The 17,004-nt window shown below is 38.1% G+C and carries 16 protein-coding genes; 1 reads left to right on the plus strand and 15 read right to left on the minus strand.

Features of this window, described 5'->3' with window-relative positions:
- Window position 1: 1 nt before the first annotated feature.
- The 3 genes from G7061_RS00245 to pflB all read right to left on the minus strand — a co-directional run bounded on the left by G7061_RS00245 (window position 2) and on the right by pflB (window position 3,478).
- Window positions 2–382: a GntR family transcriptional regulator gene (locus G7061_RS00245; RefSeq protein WP_159641553.1), complete on the minus strand. Its 381-nt coding sequence runs from the start codon at window positions 380–382 to the stop codon at window positions 2–4.
- A gap of 137 nt (window positions 383–519) precedes the next feature.
- Window positions 520–1,266: a pyruvate formate-lyase-activating protein gene (gene pflA / locus G7061_RS00250; RefSeq protein ID WP_159638524.1), complete on the minus strand. Its 747-nt coding sequence runs from the start codon at window positions 1,264–1,266 to the stop codon at window positions 520–522.
- Window positions 1,253–3,478: a formate C-acetyltransferase gene (gene pflB / locus G7061_RS00255; RefSeq protein ID WP_159638526.1), complete on the minus strand. Its 2,226-nt coding sequence runs from the start codon at window positions 3,476–3,478 to the stop codon at window positions 1,253–1,255. The genes pflA and pflB overlap by 14 nt, the downstream gene beginning before the upstream one ends.
- 319 nt (window positions 3,479–3,797) lie before the next feature.
- Between pflB and G7061_RS00260 the strand changes: the two genes are divergently transcribed.
- On the plus strand, window positions 3,798–4,475 hold the full coding sequence (locus G7061_RS00260; RefSeq protein WP_159638528.1) for a transcriptional regulator: 678 nt from the start codon (window positions 3,798–3,800) through the stop codon (window positions 4,473–4,475).
- 515 nt (window positions 4,476–4,990) lie between these two features.
- On the opposite strand, the gene G7061_RS00265 is transcribed toward G7061_RS00260, so the two are convergent.
- The 12 genes from G7061_RS00265 to gltX all read right to left on the minus strand — a co-directional run bounded on the left by G7061_RS00265 (window position 4,991) and on the right by gltX (window position 16,882).
- On the minus strand, window positions 4,991–5,599 hold the full coding sequence (locus G7061_RS00265; RefSeq protein WP_159645073.1) for an ATP-binding cassette domain-containing protein: 609 nt from the start codon (window positions 5,597–5,599) through the stop codon (window positions 4,991–4,993).
- 13 nt (window positions 5,600–5,612) lie between these two features.
- Window positions 5,613–6,179, minus strand: coding sequence for a hypothetical protein (locus G7061_RS00270; RefSeq protein ID WP_166117974.1), 567 nt, complete (start codon window positions 6,177–6,179; stop codon window positions 5,613–5,615).
- The gene (locus G7061_RS00275) at window positions 6,172–6,966 is read right to left on the minus strand and encodes a hypothetical protein (protein WP_166117976.1); all 795 of its coding nucleotides are present in this window, start codon (window positions 6,964–6,966) and stop codon (window positions 6,172–6,174) included. Before G7061_RS00275 ends, G7061_RS00270 begins: the two co-directional genes overlap by 8 nt.
- Before the next feature lie 181 nt (window positions 6,967–7,147).
- Window positions 7,148–8,410 carry a UDP-N-acetylglucosamine 1-carboxyvinyltransferase gene (locus G7061_RS00280; protein ID WP_159641548.1) on the minus strand — a complete coding sequence of 421 codons (1,263 nt, stop codon included), beginning with the start codon at window positions 8,408–8,410 and terminating at the stop codon, window positions 7,148–7,150.
- A 94-nt stretch (window positions 8,411–8,504) separates the two neighbouring features.
- On the minus strand, window positions 8,505–9,260 hold the full coding sequence (locus G7061_RS00285) for a formate/nitrite transporter family protein (RefSeq protein ID WP_159638538.1): 756 nt from the start codon (window positions 9,258–9,260) through the stop codon (window positions 8,505–8,507).
- A 193-nt stretch (window positions 9,261–9,453) separates the two neighbouring features.
- Window positions 9,454–10,320 (minus strand): class II fructose-1,6-bisphosphate aldolase, encoded by an 867-nt coding sequence (gene fba / locus G7061_RS00290; protein WP_159638540.1) that lies wholly within the window; start codon window positions 10,318–10,320, stop codon window positions 9,454–9,456.
- A 26-nt stretch (window positions 10,321–10,346) separates the two neighbouring features.
- Complete coding sequence (locus tag G7061_RS00295) at window positions 10,347–11,966, minus strand: CTP synthase (RefSeq protein WP_159645081.1); 1,620 nt, start codon at window positions 11,964–11,966, stop codon at window positions 10,347–10,349.
- A gap of 195 nt (window positions 11,967–12,161) precedes the next feature.
- Window positions 12,162–12,485, minus strand: coding sequence for a DNA-directed RNA polymerase subunit delta (rpoE, locus tag G7061_RS00300; RefSeq protein WP_159638544.1), 324 nt, complete (start codon window positions 12,483–12,485; stop codon window positions 12,162–12,164).
- Between the two features lie 4 nt (window positions 12,486–12,489).
- Entirely contained in the window at window positions 12,490–12,864 is a 375-nt protein-coding gene (locus G7061_RS00305; protein ID WP_159638546.1) for a DUF1934 family protein, read from the minus strand.
- A gap of 131 nt (window positions 12,865–12,995) precedes the next feature.
- Window positions 12,996–14,222, minus strand: a complete 1,227-nt coding sequence (locus G7061_RS00310; RefSeq protein ID WP_159641546.1) for an aminopeptidase P family protein — start codon at window positions 14,220–14,222, stop codon at window positions 12,996–12,998.
- A complete protein-coding gene (locus G7061_RS00315; protein ID WP_159638550.1) occupies window positions 14,215–15,453 on the minus strand; it encodes an HD domain-containing protein in 1,239 nt (412 codons plus the stop codon). Before G7061_RS00315 ends, G7061_RS00310 begins: the two co-directional genes overlap by 8 nt.
- Window positions 15,440–16,882: a glutamate--tRNA ligase gene (gltX, locus tag G7061_RS00320; protein WP_159641545.1), complete on the minus strand. Its 1,443-nt coding sequence runs from the start codon at window positions 16,880–16,882 to the stop codon at window positions 15,440–15,442. The genes G7061_RS00315 and gltX overlap by 14 nt, the downstream gene beginning before the upstream one ends.
- Window positions 16,883–17,004: the final 122 nt, after the last annotated feature.

The raw sequence follows: 17,004 nt of genomic DNA on the forward strand, positions 1-17,004 counted from the left end.
TCTATTCTCCTATCTCTTCTTCTAAAATCTGCAACATCTCATAAACTTCCTTATAATCTATCGCTGCCGTCTTCGCAAGAATTAATGCTTCTTCCAATTTTTGTTGAATTTCTGATAGGTACTTCTCTTGGATAAAATCTTTGTTTTGTTCAGCAACGTAGCTCCCTTTTCCAGGAACTGTTCGAATTAATCCTTCACGCTCTAGTTCTTCATAGACTCGCTTTGTCGTAATTACGCTTACTTTCAATTCTTTCGCCAAATGCCGTATCGAGGGCATCAGCGTTCCAGGCACTAACGATCCATTCGCAATTTGATCACGTATTTGCGTCACAATTTGCTCATATATGGGCCTACTGTCATTATTTTTAATATATATCTGCATGATGTCCTCCTTGTATATACATTATATACACAGTATATATACAGTGTCAATATACGTTAGATACAGTTGCCCCAAAATAAGAAAAAATAAAAAACCTCACAACATTGGAAAAGACCAAATGTTGTGAGGTTTTGATTTTATGAATTACTACGAATAGTCGCTACTTTCTTGATTAAATATTCTTGCAGCTCCATAGCAGTATCTTTGTTCATTGCAGGTACGCCATCAAGTGGGTACTCTTTATCAATCAATTCATATTTATTTACACCCATTGTATGATATGGCAATAATTCGATTCGCTCAATATTATTCAATGGCGCGATGTAATCTGCAAGTTCATCCATGTATTTATATGTATCATGGAAACCTGGAACAATAACAACACGAATCCAAATAGGAACATTGTGGGCTTGTGCTTTTTCTAGAAATTGTTGGGTTACCCGAAGGGGCGCGCCGGTCATTTCTCGATATTTTTTTTCTTCTAAACCTTTAATATCATAGAGAATTGTATCGGTAACACTTAGAATATCATCAAATGTATCTGGTCTTCCAAATCCTGATGTATCTAAACATGTGCTAATACCCTCAGCTTTGCATGCTTTCATGGCTTCGTATAGAAACTCCGGTTGATTAAGAGGTTCTCCACCACAGAATGTTACGCCCCCTTCTTCTCCATAGTAAGGTTTATAACGTTTGAGTTTATCGACTAACTCATCGACTGTGATTGCATCTTTTGGATCTGTTTTCCACATGTCTGGATTGTGGCAGAACAGACAGCGAAGGGGACAGCCAGATAAGAACGCTATCGTTCTTATTCCAGGGCCATCCACCATCCCCATAGTTTCAAATTTACGAATGTAGCCTGTACGACTAGATTGTTTCATGGAAGGTACGGCTGATAACTTCACGTTGTTGTTCTGTCGATAGACGGTTGAAGTTTACTGCGTATCCTGAGACACGGATTGTTAATTGTGGGTATTTTTCTGGATTTTGCATTGCATCTTCCAATAACTCACGGTTCAAGACGTTTACATTTAAGTGGTGTGCTTTTTGGTTAAAGTATCCATTCATTACACCAACAAGGTTATTGACACGTTCATCTTCACTCTTACCTAATACTTGAGGCACGATTGAGAATGTGTTTGAAACACCATCTTCACAAACATCTGCATATGGAATTTTCGCAACTGAGTTCAATGAAGCAAGTGCTCCTGAGCTATCGCGTCCATGCATTGGGTTTGCACCCGGTGCAAATGGCTCTCCAGCTTGACGTCCGTCAGGTGTTGATCCTGTTTTCTTACCATAAACAACGTTTGATGTAATTGTAAGAATTGAAAGTGTGTGTTTTGCATTGCGAATTAACTCATGTTCTTTGAGGTATCCTGAGAAACGCTCAACGAGATCAACTGCAATTGCGTCAACTGCATCATCATCATTTCCGTATTTTGGATAATCTCCCTCAACTTCAAAGTCCACTGCAATTCCTTCTTCGTTACGAATTGGTTTGACACTTGCATATTTGATTGCTGAAAGTGAGTCGACTGCAACAGATAACCCTGCAATACCAAATGCCATGAGGCGTTCTACGTTTGTATCGTGAAGTGCCATTTGACCTTTTTCGTATGCATATTTATCGTGCATATAGTGAATAATATTCATTGTATCAACGTAGACAGCAGCAACTTCTTTCAAGACATCATCGTAAACTGCCATAACTTTGTCATAATCTAATATTTCATCATTCATTTCTGGAACATCATCAATTACTTTAATGCCCTTAACTTCATCACGTCCACCGTTCATTGAGTAGAGTAATGCTTTTGCTAAGTTTGTACGTGCCCCAAAGTATTGCATTTGTTTTCCAATTTCCATTGCTGAAACACAGCATGCAATTCCGTAATCATCGCCAAAGTTTGGACGCATAATATCATCATTTTCATATTGGATTGCTCCAGTTTCGATAGACATTTTTGCACAGTAACGTTTGAATCCGATTGGTAAGTCTTCTGACCAAAGCACTGTCATATTTGGCTCAGGTGCTGGTCCTAAGTTTGTTAATGTATGTAAGTAGCGGAATGAGTTTTTAGTTACAAGAGTACGACCATCTTGTCCCATACCACCAATTGATTCCGTAACCCATGTAGGGTCACCTGCAAATAAGTCATCATATTCTGGTGTACGTAAGTGACGTGCTAAACGTAATTTCATAATAAATTGGTCAATGTAAGCTTGTGCTTCCATCTCTGTAATTTCGCCTGCGGCGATATCACGTTCGATATAAATATCTAAGAATGATGAAGTACGGCCAAGTGACATTGCAGCACCGTTGTTTTCTTTGATTGCTGCAAGGTATGCAAAGTATGTCCATTGAATAGCTTCTTTTGCATTGACAGCAGGTTGACTAATATCGAAACCATATTTTGAAGCCATCGATTTAATTTCTGCTAATGCGCGAATTTGTTCGTTTACTTCTTCACGTAATTGAATGCCTTCAGCATTAATTTTACGAATTTTTGCTAAATCTTTTTTCTTCTCAGCGATTAAGAAGTCAATACCATAGAGCGCTACACGACGGTAGTCACCGATGATACGACCACGTCCATATGCATCTGGAAGACCTGTAAGTAATCCTGTTGTACGGTATTTACGAATTTCTGGTGTATACGCATCAAACACACCTGCATTATGTGTTTTCGTATAATTATGCCAGAAATGGCTTGTTTGATCATCAAGTTTGCGGCCATAGATATCTAGGATATTGTCCACCAAACGGATTCCCCCATAAGGGTTGATAATACGTTTTAAAGGAGCATCAGTTTGAAGTCCGACAATTTCTTCGTCTTCTTTGATGATGTAACCAGGACCAAAGTTGTCGATTCCTGACATTTCGTTCATTTCGATGTCAAGTACGCGAACTTTAACCTCTTCTTTTAACAGTTCTAAACTCTTATTCCATAGGCGATCTGTATTATCGCTAATTGGTGCTAAGAATTTGTCATCGCCTTCATACGGTGTAACGTTTTGTTGAATGAAGTCTCTAACATTAATTTCCTCTTGCCATGAACCTGGCTTAAATCCGTTCCATGCTTTTGTCATAGTAACATCTCCTTTGTTTCTACCCCTATCTTACCAAAGGAATAATGGGTTTTTCGTGTGTTGATGATTATTTTTTATCATTTCCGTTATTTTGATAATCAGACATCAAATCTTTGTTTGATTTACACGCATTTGATAATAAAGTTTATATTTTCACAATGTTTGTTCAGAAAGATGATGATACCGCTTCACAACTGGATATTATCGCCTATATGCAATCCACTTGTATATCTAAATCACAAACTTTGGCTTATTGAGTTGTGTTGTCACAGATAGCGTTTTCTTATATAATAAGAGCACATGAATGGAGGTAGTGTCGATGTCTGTTGACGCCCGAAAATATTTAGAAACTTTTATTCCAATGATCGATTTTTTAGCTGAATTGTTAGGAAAAAATTCAGAAATCGTATTGCACGATCTTACCAATCTTGATTCTTCAGTTGTTGCAATCCGCAACAATTACATTACGAAACGCGAAATTGGTGCCCCAGCAACAGATTATGTGTTGCGCGCCCTGAAAGCAGGTATTAATGAGACCGTCGATTACACGATCCACTATCGTGAAGTCAGCAACCGTGAACACAAACAATTACGTTCTGCATCGTATTACTTACGTAAAGATGGTGAGCTATTCGGAATGATTTGTGTTAACACCGATGAAGCAGTGTTCAAGCAATTGAATCAAAGTATGGACGCTATTGAGTTATTACTTCGTACGTATAAACAACACCAACCCGAAGAACAATCCGCAATCCCCGAATCATTCTCTCGATCAATTGAAGAGATGGCCGAGAATACAGTCCTTGAGCTATCAGTAGCGAAAGGTATTCCCGTTGATAAGTTTAAACAAGATGATAAATTTGAAACCATCGAAGTTCTTTACGATAGTGGCTTCTTCTTGCTAAAAGGTGCCGTTCCTGAAATTGCACGCATTCTTAAAATATCTGAACCCACAGTCTACCGTTACCTACAAAACGTTAAGGCTAAAGATCAATAAGCATAAAGGCACTCGTCGAGTGCCTTTTTATTTATCCAATCATTACGATTACAATCCGAAAAATGTACATAATGAATGTAAAAACCATCACGATTACACTTATCGAGTTGCCCATATATTTGCGCATCCGCATTAAAAACATGATCGTTGCATAATATACACAGTGCATCAGAACGGTTCTCACTAGCATTAATGTCGTCATCATCAACTCATTCAAAACTAGTTGAAGAAAGACTAAACTTACCAGAGTTTTTATACTCCTTCGAAAAATCAGTGCTAAATACTCATCTTCATTTAATCTGATTTTTAACGGAATTTCCATCTGAATATACTGATATACCGTATCTGCATAACATAACCCTACAAACAGAATTGTACAAATGATGACAAATGTGTCGATTGGCAGCTCCGACATACCAAAGTGAAGCATCTGGAATTGTCTAGTAATCTCTGGTGAGAATAATGTATAGAGGCTTGTTAAAAGAACTAGTAAATATGATTTATACTTACCAAACTTATATCTCACGAATTTCTCCGTACTCTAATTCATAAACAGCGTCAAAATCAATACTCGATACACCATCGTGTGCACAGATAATACATGTCTTTTTCGCATCTCTCAGTGACTCAATGATCTCATTAAACGCAGCGACGCTTTTTCTATCTAAACCCCGTGTAGGCTCATCCAGAAGAATCAAATCTTGATTCTCCATAATTGCTTGAATAATCCCGAGTTTTTGACGCATTCCCAAACTATAGCTCTTAACCGGTTTCTTGCTTGTTATTTCAAGGTCGAATTGTTGCATAAGATTCCGGGTTTTTTCCCAATCAAAAGTTCCTGTTAACTCCGCCAAAAACTGTAAATTGAATAGAGCTGTTTCATGTTCAATGAACATTGGATTTTCGATTAAACCACCAATTTTTTGAGAGGTTTCTACATAAATACTGCCTGAATCAGGATCGATGAGTTTAGCAATTAATTTCAAAAGTGTCGATTTCCCAGAACCGTTACCACCTCTTATATGAACTAATGCCCCTTTCTTTATTTCTAAATTTAACCCATCCAACACCATCGTTCCCTTAAACGACTTTCTCAAAGATTTAACTGATACGCTTTTTCTCATTGAATTTCCTTTCTTATGTCAAGGTGATACCAGACAAAAACTCAACAACTTTTACATTAATATTCGAATAATGAAGCATTAGACTCATCACGATAGGAAGTGCGAGCACTATTCCCGAGGCAATCCCTTTGAAAAATATAGAAACGTTAATGACGAGGCACCATAAAAACATACATATCGCAATCCACCCTACGAATATTAGCACAAGCTTTTTCTCATAAATCCCACCACAACCAATTATGATGAGGGGACCAAATCCAATGATGCAATACATCATCGTATCAAAAACTGCTTGTACCCATAACGCTTTATCCAAAGCATCCTTCCCTATTCGAATTTGAATAGAATCTCGCATTCGTTTAATCAACCGCGCATTGTGGATTAGGTAAGTGAAAAAAGATGTTGTCACTAACATAGGAATAATATTAGCACTCATAATAAAGCTTTCCACCTTTAGTTTTTCCTCTGCTTTCGGAATTGTACTAATGTGAGGGTAGAGGACGTACATCGAATAACACACTGCAAACACGTAGCAAACAAGGTATCGTGATTTTTTTACTTTGATCCATGATTTACCCATAGAGCCTTCTCCGTTTCAATGTAAACCGATAGAGAATGTACGACACAAGAACGTAAAGTACTGAGGCTGATATGAAACTTTGAAGTACATAGCCATAGTGTGTCCCAGGTGATAGGATTGAAGATGGCATAACGATTGATAATATTGCTCTCACCGGTGTTTTCTCAGCAATTGTTGGGATTATCGTAACCAAGGATGTAAAAGCAGCAACGTATATAAACACACTCAAGAATTTGTGGATTATTGGTATAAGAATATAGATATACGCATTGCGAATGTAATCTGCCATTAGAAATACGAATACAACATAAATCCCAGTTCCCACCGACGCAAGTATCCAATGTGCAAAAACAATACCAGTATTTGCATGATTAATTAATTCTGACATCGTCCATAGCGATTCAATCTGAAACGGTTCTAAAGTAAATGGATTCCAACAATGCACTGCAACGATGTTTAGAAATTCAGTTAGAAAGCGAATGATACACGCACTTAAAAATATCTTTACGATACTACTCCGATACAGATTTTCCCATCCAATTCGGATTGCCATACTCGATACTGCTTGAGAATGAAATATTCCGTAGATAGGATACAAAGCAATACCAATCGTGACCCACATTATCAATGGGTACAAAATAGTTGTTGCACTTTCTTGTAGAACAACATATTGAAATGGACCATTTCCCGGGTGTGGACTCAGTGAAGACGTCCAAAAACTTATGTTGAAACTAAGCACATTTACAAGAATTACGATACATCCAATCTTAATTAGTTTGAGTCTCATTGGTTTGAACCTCATTTTACCTCCTAGTCGAATTATGACATCACCATCCTTACATAGTTTTTTGTAGTCTTCAATTAACTATGCATTAGTGGTCGTATAATACGCCTTATCGGTATCGTTACCTCCATTCAAACATAAAAAAACCTACATCCATCATTGAATGTAGGTTTTTAAATTAGTTTTAGATTGTTTCACGCCAGAATTTAGCGCCCAATGCTTTGAGTTTACTATCAATTTCATCGTAACCACGATCAATGTGATAAATATCATGAATTTCAGTAATACCATCTGCCATAAGACCAGCAATTACCAATGATGCTCCAGCACGTAAGTCAGTCGCCGTTACTTTGTTACCAAATAACGGTGTAACACCTGTAATGGTTGCTTGCGCAGTCCCTACGCTAATTGTAGCGCCCATTCGTTGGAGTTCTGCCGTATGTTTGAAACGTTCCGCATAGATTGTTTCCTTAACAGTTGAAGCTCCTTCCGCACGCGTCAGAAGCGTAGTCATCGGTTGTTGAAGATCTGTAGCAAATCCTGGATAGGTTTGAGTCGTAAAGTCAACAGCCTTCAAATCTTCTGATTTCAAGATGCGAATCGAATCAACACCAATTTCCATATTGACGCCCATTTCAATTAATTTAGACGTCAACGCTTCGACATGTAATGGAATAATGTTTTCAATGGTCACATCATCAGCCATTGCAGCTGCCATAATAATGTAGGTCCCTGCTTCAATGCGATCAGGTATAATATCATGCGGTTTTCCGTTTAATGATGTAACACCTTCAATAGTGATTTCATTAGTACCTGCTCCACGAATGTTCGCACCCATTTTGGTTAAGAAGTTAGCGAGATCAATAATTTCCGGTTCTTTCGCAGCATTTTCAATCACAGTACGACCTTCCGCTAATACAGCCGCAAGCATGATGTTAATTGTCGCTCCCACTGATGCAAAATCAAGATAGATTTTTGCTCCAACAAGATGATCTGCTTTAATAGTGTAGTATCCTTGAGAGTAATCAACCGTTGCTCCCAAAGCCTCAAATCCTTTTAAATGTAAGTCAAATGGACGAGGCCCTAAATAGCATCCCCCTGGCATAATCATACGCACTGACTTAAACTTACCAAGCAATGCCCCCATAAAGTAATACGATGCACGTAAACGTGTGACTGCATCAATGTCTAAGTCGACATTTTTCATATTTGAAGTGTTAATTTTATAATGGCCAGACTCCGGAGATTCAACTGATACTCCCAATGATTCAAGAATTTCAGTCAATGATTCAACATCTGAAATGTTTGGAACCCCATAGATATTGACATCACTGTTATCCGCTAAGATTGCTGCAGGTATTAAAGCTACTGTTGCATTCTTTGCCCCACCAATTGTTACTTTTCCGTTTAGACGTTTTCCACCTTCGATTTTAATAATTTCTACCATTTGTACAACTCCTTTAGTCATAGTAATTATACCCCAAATGGTCAAACAATTATAGTCAAAGCACCGCATATAAAAGAGTCTTTTGTGAAGACCCTTATTTTACTGGCTTATGGCGTGCTGCAAGTGTGTAAGCGAGACCCACTAAGACACCACCACCGATAATATTACCAAGATATGCGAATGTAAAGTTGAAGATAAATCCTCCAATTGAAACACCACCCATAACATTACTTGCAAGGAGCAAGAAAATGTTCGCAACACTATGTTGGAAACCAAGTAATGCAAATAACATAACCGGGAACCAAATACAGAAGATTTTGGCACTCATATCTTTAACACCAACGCTCATCCACGATGCAAACCCAACAAACCAGTTACACATCACGCCCGAGACAAAGATTTGAAATGCAGTATAATGCATTTTTCCTTCCGCAATCGTATGCAGCTGATCCACATATGGGTTAAGCATACCTAAAATTTGTACGCCAACTAAAACAACAAACAATGAACCCAGGAAGTTTCCAAGCGTTACTACTGCCCAGTTTCCTAAGAGTTCTTTGATTGACACTTCTTTATTAAAGAGTGCAGTGGAAACGATTGTCATATTTGATGTAATCAGTTCTCCTCCAGCTACTAGAATCACAATGATTCCAACTGGGAAAATTGAAGCACCTATTAATACCCCAACTAATCCTGGGATACGTGCTGTCACGATTATGTAGGTTAAGTATGCGAATGCAACCAGTGCTCCTGCCAAAAAACCTAAAATTATTTTCGCCATAAATGGTTTATCAACTTTTTTACGGCCCAGTTCAGTTACTTTTTGAACTGTTTCTTCCATTGAATACATATTCTCCTCCAAAAAACTTTCCTTTGATATCTTATCCATGCGGCGCACTTTAATCAAGATGTTTTCATCACAAGACTGTCTTTTTGAGGTATCTTACATTCTTTTCTCGATATTTGTTGTTATCTACGTGAATATATTCCTTCTTACGCATAAAAAAAAAGAAATCGCCGAAGCGATTTCTTGGGAAGTTCAATTAAGCTTTGTTAGCTGAACCGAAGATTTCGATTTTTTCTTTAACTGCTTCTTTCATTGCTTCAAATCCTGGAGCTAAAAGTTTACGAGGATCGTAGTTTTTACCTTCAAGGTCTTTACCAGCAACGATGAAGTCGCGAAGTGCTGCAGCGTTAACTAATTGTAATTCTGTGTTAACGTTGATTTTTGAAACACCTAAATCGATAGCTTTTTTGATTTGGTCTTCAGGGATTCCTGAACCACCGTGTAATACTAAAGGAATGCTTCCTGTAGCTTGTTTAATTGCATCTAATGTTTCGAAGCTTAAACCTACCCAGTTTTCTGGATATTTACCGTGGATATTTCCGATACCAGCTGCTAAGAAGTCAATGCCTGTGTCAGCCATTGTTTTACATTCTTGAGGATCAGCTAATTCACCTGTACCGATGATTCCGTCTTCTTCTCCACCGATTGATCCAACTTCTGCTTCAACTGATGCACCTTGTGCATGAGCGATTGCAACGATTTCACGAGTTTTTTCCAAGTTTTCATCGATTGCTAAGTGTGATCCATCGAACATTACAGATGTAAATCCAGCAGCAAGCGCTTCTTTAGCACCTTCAAAGCTACCGTGGTCTAAGTGTAATGCAACAGGAACAGTAATGTTCATTTCTTCCATCATACCTTTAACCATACCTACAACAGTTTTGTAACCTGTCATATATTTTCCAGCACCTTCTGAAACTGCAACCAAGATTGGTGAGTTCATTTCTTGTGCTGTTGAGAGAACTGCTTTTGTCCACTCTAAGTTGTTGATATTGATTGCTGGAACCGCGTAATGTCCATCACGTGCGTTTTCCAGAATTTCTTTTGCTGAAACTAATGCCATAGTTATGCTTCCTCCTAATTTCTCTTCTATTTTACTCTCTTTTTAGAATTTTGCAAAGAGGCTGCCACAAATCCTTTGAATAAAGGATGCGAACGGTTCGGTCTTGACTTAAATTCAGGGTGATATTGTGAAGCAACAAAGTGAATATGGTCTTTCAACTCAACAACTTCAACTAATTGCCCATCAGGACTCAAGCCACTAAATACAACACCTGCTTTTTCAAATTGCTCACGGTATTTGTTATTAAATTCATAACGGTGGCGGTGACGTTCAAAAATGACATCTGACCCATAAAGTTCGCGTGCTTTGGTACCTTCTTGCAATTCACAAGGATAATCACCCAAACGCAACGTTCCACCAAGGTTTGTTTTATGAATTTGATCTTCCATAATATCGATAATTGGGAATTTTGTATCCGGATTAATTTCCGTAGTATGGGCACCATCCATACCTAAAACATTACGGCCAAATTCGATCATTGCAATTTGCATTCCTAAACAAATTCCGAAGTACGGTACATTATTCTCACGTGCAAAGCGTGCGGCTGTAATTTTTCCTTCAACACCACGTTCGCCAAATCCACCAGGAACTAATATACCATCGTACTTAGCTAACATATCGTCTTTGTTTTCTTCAGTAATTGTTGTTGAATCAATCCAGTCGATATTAACGCGACTGCTTACTTCGTATCCTGCATGCATTAATGATTCCGCAACTGAAAGATAAGCATCTTTTAATTCAACATATTTACCAACCAACGCGATTTTAACATCATCTTGAAGATGGGATGCACGATCGATCATTTCATTCCATTCTGTCATATCAGCTTGTGGTAAATCAGTAATACCAAATTTATGAACAATATACTCATCGAGTCCTTGTTTTTGGAACATTAATGGTAATTCGTATAAATTTTCGACATTACGTGATTCGATAATGGCATTCTCGCGAACATCACAGAAAAGTGCTATTTTGTTTTTCATATCGCTTGTAAGTGGCTCATCACAACGTGTAACAATAATGTTTGCTTTGATACCGTGTGACATTAGCTCCTTAAAGCTATGTTGAGTAGGCTTCGTTTTGTACTCTGAACTCGCAGGTACTTTTGGGATTAAAGTTGTGTGGATAAAGACAACATCTTCAGTAGCATTTTCGGCATGAACTTGACGGACCGCTTCAAGGAATGGGAGTGATTCGATATCTCCTACTGTTCCTCCAATTTCGGTGATTACAACATCTGCACCAGACTCTTCAGCCGCTGCATAAATTTTATTTTTAATTTCATCTGTAATATGTGGAATAACTTGTACAGTCGCACCATTATAATCACCACGACGTTCTTTATTAATAACGTTTTGATATACACGTCCGGTTGTAATGCTTGCATTACGTGTTAATTCCTCATCGATAAATCGTTCATAGTGTCCAAGGTCCAAGTCTGTTTCTGCACCATCTCGGGTTACAAAAACCTCGCCATGTTGGTATGGTGACATGGTTCCTGGATCAACGTTAATGTACGGATCAAATTTTTGCATAAACACTTTCATACCACGGTTTTTAAGTAAACGTCCTACTGATGCTGCAATGATACCTTTACCGATACCTGATACAACACCACCAGTGACAAAAATATATTTTGTTGTCATATTATCTCCTTCTAAAAAATAAAAAAGCTCCCATCGCTGGAAGCCTACTGCCCTTTATTATTCTATCAAACTCGTTATGGGTATTCAACCATAAAAATCGAGACACTACAAAAAGCCACTTATATAGCGGAAAATTTACATTTAGGGTTTAAAAACCTGCATTCGCTAAAATGCAGGTTTGGGTTATTGTATTAATTACTCGTCGTCTGTAACGCTGAGTTCAATTGGGTAATCTTCAAACTCTTCTTCATAGTCATCATAACCATCAAGAAGATCCGGGTCAATTTGTAAACTTTCAAGGGTATGACGTTCACGAAGGTCCCATTTATTTCCCTCTAACGAGATGAAACGTGAGTCCATCATTAACGCATTGTAAAACGATGCAACTTTTCTTTTAGCTGCTTCTTCGGGTAGCTTAACTTCTTCTGAAACTTCAGCCCATAATTTTTGGAAAGTAGTTTCTTTCTTTTTCTTTTGTAATTTATCAAATGCAATATCGCTTAACGATTTAGATGCCATAATGTTATACCTCCGGTTCCCACCAACATTCAAACTCAAGTGTGTCAACACGTTGACCTTCTTGGTCTAAATGATACCTAATATAAAATACATTGTTGTCAATCTTCATTTCATCTACACTTACATCAAATACAATTGTTCCATGTTCGTTTTTAACGAGCATTTCTGTCGATTCATCTCGACGAAATAGACCTTGTGTTAGCCAACTGTCTTGGCGTTTGAGCGAAATTTCATGGTCCGTAATGTCGAGTATCACAACTGCGCCATTTTTTTCGACATAACTAATACGCTTGTACACACCTAAATCTTGTAGTGTTGCGTTTTCATCAACTGTCTTTGCATTCGCTTCTCGTGATTTTTGTATAACTGTAATTTTCAAAACGGATAGATTGCCCCCTTACTTATTTACCATTGCATTATATGAAAATACGGTACAATGTCAATACATTTTAACAAAAAAAAATGAAAGTGCACGGATATCGTTGCACTTTCATACAGAATTCACATTTCTTATTGTTTGCTTTCGAAGTAAGCTTCGATATCTGAAACCTCACGGATGATTTGTGGGGCAAGATCTTCGTTACTTTCTTCAGTTACCAAGACATCTGTTTCAATACGGATTCCAATGCCTTCTTCAGCGATGTAAAGTCCCGGTTCGTTTGTAATTACATTACCTGCTTGGAGCGGCTCCTCACGGTCGATCCAGACATCATGAGTATCCAACCCTAATGAATGTCCTATACCATGATAATAGTAACGTGAGACGTCTTGAGGGTCTTCTATGAGCCCCAATTGGATACATCCCTCAGCAAGATACTCTTTCGCAAGATCATTCAATGTTTTGATGCTGATGCCTGGACGAATTGCTTCATTAACAGCATGGAACGTATCTAAGACCACTTGATAAACATCACGTTGACGATCTGTAAATTTACCATTTATTGGGAATGTTCGAGAAATATCTCCACCATAGCCATTAACACGGATTCCTAAATCGAATAAGACTAGATCTCCATCCAGTAGTTCTTGATTATTTTCGATGTAGTGGAGTACTGTTGCATTTTTTCCACCAGCTAAAATTGTATCAAACATCAAGTCACCGTGTTGTTTCATACCTTCATAGTAGAAACGTGCAGCAACATCATTTTCATTGTTCCCTGGTTTCACTTCTTCAAGAGCACCCATAATGGCATCATTTGTAACAACAAGTGCATGCTTAATCGCTTCAACTTCTTCCGGAAGTTTGACCATTCGTAGTCTAACAAGTTCTTCAAAGATATTAACGACGCGGTCTTCACCCACAAAATCTACAAACGCTAAACCCGATCCGTGGAACTCTTCTGTTATTGTGTCGTGATCAAAATCTAGACCGATTTGTACGTCTCGTTCCATGACCGAATTTACAAAAGCATCAAATTCATCAAAGTATCGAATATCTTCAATTCCAGAAATAAGCTGTGCTTCTTCTTCCGTCATGTAGTGACCGACCCATTTTTCCATATTTGGATCAATTTCACGAAGGAACAACGTCACAGCTTGTGTTGTCTTATCAAATACAACTACAGCCTCTGGTTCTTGAATCCCTGTTGCATAGTAGAAATTACGGTTTGCTTGAAATGGATACTGTGCATCTGCTGATTTGCGTACACCTTTACCACTAAATAAGAACGTTACAGTATTTTTTGGTAGTGCGTTCATAATATTTTCACGAATTGTGATGTATGTTTGACTATTCATATACAATCTCCTTTGGATAGAATACCTTACGGTCTTCTTTATCTTCCCCTTGCACAAATCCTCTTACAATTGATGATGCCTCAGATAACTCAACAAGGTCACCTTTAATTGATACATAAATTCCTGAGTTTGTGTCTTCTTTGCGATATGGCTTTTGATACAAAGTCTGTGTTGTGAAGTCTTCCACAACATAGTATCTCGCATCATATCCATTTTGTGTCGTTGCCCTACGAATTTTTTCGAGTTGATTGGTTCCGGTTAAATCTTCGTATTGAAAGAGAACCCGATTTAAAAGACGTAACGCTAAGTCTTTTAAAATTGGATCGTCACTGTTTGTAAGTACTGTGAACCCGTGCGTAACCGCTGGCTCATCAAGTTTGAAATGGTCTTCAAGTGAGATTTCTGTATTATTCAAAAACGGCTTGAAGAATGCAACGCAATCCAACATTTCTGGATTGGTCGTCATCAAATCACGCATTCTTGAGAAAATAGAAAGTAAAATCCCTTCGAAGCTTCGTGATGCTGGGTGAAGATAAACTTGCCAGTACATTTGGTAACGCGCCATGATGTAATCTTCAACAGCGTGTATACCACTTTCTTTCATGACGATGCGATCGCCTTCCAACTTCATGGTTCGAAGAATTCGTTGTAGGTCAAATTCTCCATAACTAACACCGGTAAAGTATGAATCCCTTAATAAATAATCCATACGATCAGCATCGAGCTGACTTGAGATTATCTGTGTTAATAATGTTCGTTCATGACGATGCGCAATAATATCACTTACAATTTCCGGTAAATCGGGACTTGCTTGTTTTAGAATCCGATTGATTTCAGACGGTTCGCGGATAATTCGATCTGTGAATGTTTCATGGTGAACCGAGGTTACAGATTCAAACGCATGCGAAAAAGGACCATGTCCAACATCATGCAAAAGACCTGCACAAAGAAGGGCAATTTGCTCTTCTTCGGACAGACTTTCTTTCAGCCCACTGACTTTTTCAATCATTTGGCGCACTACTTCGTAGACTCCGAGTGAGTGCGAAAATCGTGAATGTTCTGCAGTATGATAAACCATGTAAGTACCACCTAATTGGTGGATACGTCGTAGTCTTTGGAATTCTGGTGCGTTTATCAGATCCCAGATTACTTGATAATTTACATGAATATATCCGTGAACAGTGTCACGCATCACTTTCTGCTCAGCACAGCGTTTATTAAGCGTTGACATAAGTTTCTAAACGTTTTTTTACCACATCATAACCTGTTAAGTATAACGCACTCATAAGATCAGGTCCGTGTGATTGATGGGTAGCACTGACACGAAGTCCCATGAATAATGGTTTTCCTTTGAGTTCAGTTTCTTTTTTAGTTGCGTTAAATGCTTCTTTAAGTGCTTCAACTGACCACGCTTCGGGTAGGTTTTTCAAGAATGACGCAGCCACTGTTTTGGTTGTCTCCCATGCAAGTACTTCTTCTTCAGCTTCTGTAATAACCGGCTCATTGAAGAAACTATCAATCAGACTTCCAATTTCAGAACCATATTGTGTTTGGTCTTTATAGAGTAACAAGAGTTTCTCGACCCATGCTTCATCTTTTGATGCAAGATCATGACTTGCAGCAGCATAAGGTCTCACGAATTCAAGCCATTCTGCATCTGATTTTTCTTTTAGGTATTGGTGGTTCATCCATGTTAATTTGGTAACATCAAACATTGATGGCGCTTTTGATAAACGAGATTCATCAAATTCAGCAATTAATTCCTCTTTCGTGAAGAGTTCTTTCTCACCTTTTGGTGACCATCCTAGAAGTGCCATAAAGTTAAACATTGCTTCCGGAAGATATCCTTGATCTTTATATTGACTGATAAACTGCATCACAGAGTTATCACGTTTTGAGAGTTTTTTACCACTTTCGTTAACAATGAGTGTCATGTGACCATAACGTGGTATTTCCCAATTGAACATCTCAAAAATCATCATTTGTTTTGGTGTATTCGAAATGTGTTCTTCACCACGGAATACGTGTGAGATTTCCATCAAGTGGTCATCAATCACAACAGCAAAGTTGTAAGTTGGAATACCATTTGATTTGACAATCACCCAGTCCCCAATATCTTTGGATTCAAAAGTGATTTCACCACGTACCATGTCATCAAACGTATAGGTTTGATCTTCTGGAACATGGAGGCGAATAGAATGTTGGCGTCCTTCAGCTTCGTAAGCTGCTTTCGTAGCTGCATCAAGATGTAAGCATTTTTGATTGTATCGTGTTGATGCATAGCCAGCTTCTTTTTGGCGATTATAGTCTTCTTCGAGTTCTTCTGAAGTACAGTAGCATTTATATGCATGTCCACTTTCAAGAAGTTTTTCTGTATATTCTCGGTAGATATCTAAACGTTCCATTTGACGGTATGGCGCATATTTCGGGTTGGGTTTATCAGGAGACTCATCTGCTTCAATCCCTAACCAATTTAAGAAATATGTTTGGGACGCTTCGCCACCTTCAACATTACGTTCTACATCTGTATCTTCGATACGTAATACGAAATCTCCCCCATAGTGTTTTGCAATTAAATAGTCAAACAACGCTGTACGCGCGTTTCCGATATGTAAAAACCCTGTTGGGCTTGGTGCATATCTAACTCGAACTCTTTCCATATTTTTACCTCTTTTCAAAAACATTGCATTTATTATATCACGTTCTGTGTTTTCCCTACAATTTAAGTATGTGCATTTACATGGTTTACCTTGTATTTTCACGTAATATGGTTGTATATTTT

It is taken from the genome of Erysipelothrix sp. HDW6B (assembly GCF_011301115.1).
GTDB classification, from domain to species: Bacteria; Bacillota_I; Bacilli_A; order Erysipelotrichales; family Erysipelotrichaceae; genus Erysipelothrix; species Erysipelothrix anatis.

Excerpts from the sequence above, each read along its gene's own strand:
- pflB (WP_159638526.1), bottom strand. The coding sequence starts at position 3,478 with ATGACAAAAGCATGGAACGGATTTAAGCCAGGTTCATGGCAAGAGGAA.
- G7061_RS00260 (WP_159638528.1), top strand. The coding sequence starts at position 3,798 with ATGTCTGTTGACGCCCGAAAATATTTAGAAACTTTTATTCCAATGATC.
- G7061_RS00270 (WP_166117974.1), bottom strand. The coding sequence starts at position 6,179 with ATGGGTAAATCATGGATCAAAGTAAAAAAATCACGATACCTTGTTTGC.
- G7061_RS00310 (WP_159641546.1), bottom strand. The coding sequence starts at position 14,222 with ATGAATAGTCAAACATACATCACAATTCGTGAAAATATTATGAACGCA.
- G7061_RS00315 (WP_159638550.1), bottom strand. The coding sequence starts at position 15,453 with ATGTCAACGCTTAATAAACGCTGTGCTGAGCAGAAAGTGATGCGTGAC.
- pflA (WP_159638524.1), bottom strand. The coding sequence starts at position 1,266 with ATGAAACAATCTAGTCGTACAGGCTACATTCGTAAATTTGAAACTATG.
- gltX (WP_159641545.1), bottom strand. The coding sequence starts at position 16,882 with ATGGAAAGAGTTCGAGTTAGATATGCACCAAGCCCAACAGGGTTTTTA.
- fba (WP_159638540.1), bottom strand. The coding sequence starts at position 10,320 with ATGGCATTAGTTTCAGCAAAAGAAATTCTGGAAAACGCACGTGATGGA.
- G7061_RS00295 (WP_159645081.1), bottom strand. The coding sequence starts at position 11,966 with ATGACAACAAAATATATTTTTGTCACTGGTGGTGTTGTATCAGGTATC.
- G7061_RS00275 (WP_166117976.1), bottom strand. The coding sequence starts at position 6,966 with ATGAGACTCAAACTAATTAAGATTGGATGTATCGTAATTCTTGTAAAT.
- G7061_RS00285 (WP_159638538.1), bottom strand. The coding sequence starts at position 9,260 with ATGTATTCAATGGAAGAAACAGTTCAAAAAGTAACTGAACTGGGCCGT.
- rpoE (WP_159638544.1), bottom strand. The coding sequence starts at position 12,485 with ATGGCATCTAAATCGTTAAGCGATATTGCATTTGATAAATTACAAAAG.
- G7061_RS00245 (WP_159641553.1), bottom strand. The coding sequence starts at position 382 with ATGCAGATATATATTAAAAATAATGACAGTAGGCCCATATATGAGCAA.
- G7061_RS00280 (WP_159641548.1), bottom strand. The coding sequence starts at position 8,410 with ATGGTAGAAATTATTAAAATCGAAGGTGGAAAACGTCTAAACGGAAAA.
- G7061_RS00265 (WP_159645073.1), bottom strand. The coding sequence starts at position 5,599 with ATGAGAAAAAGCGTATCAGTTAAATCTTTGAGAAAGTCGTTTAAGGGA.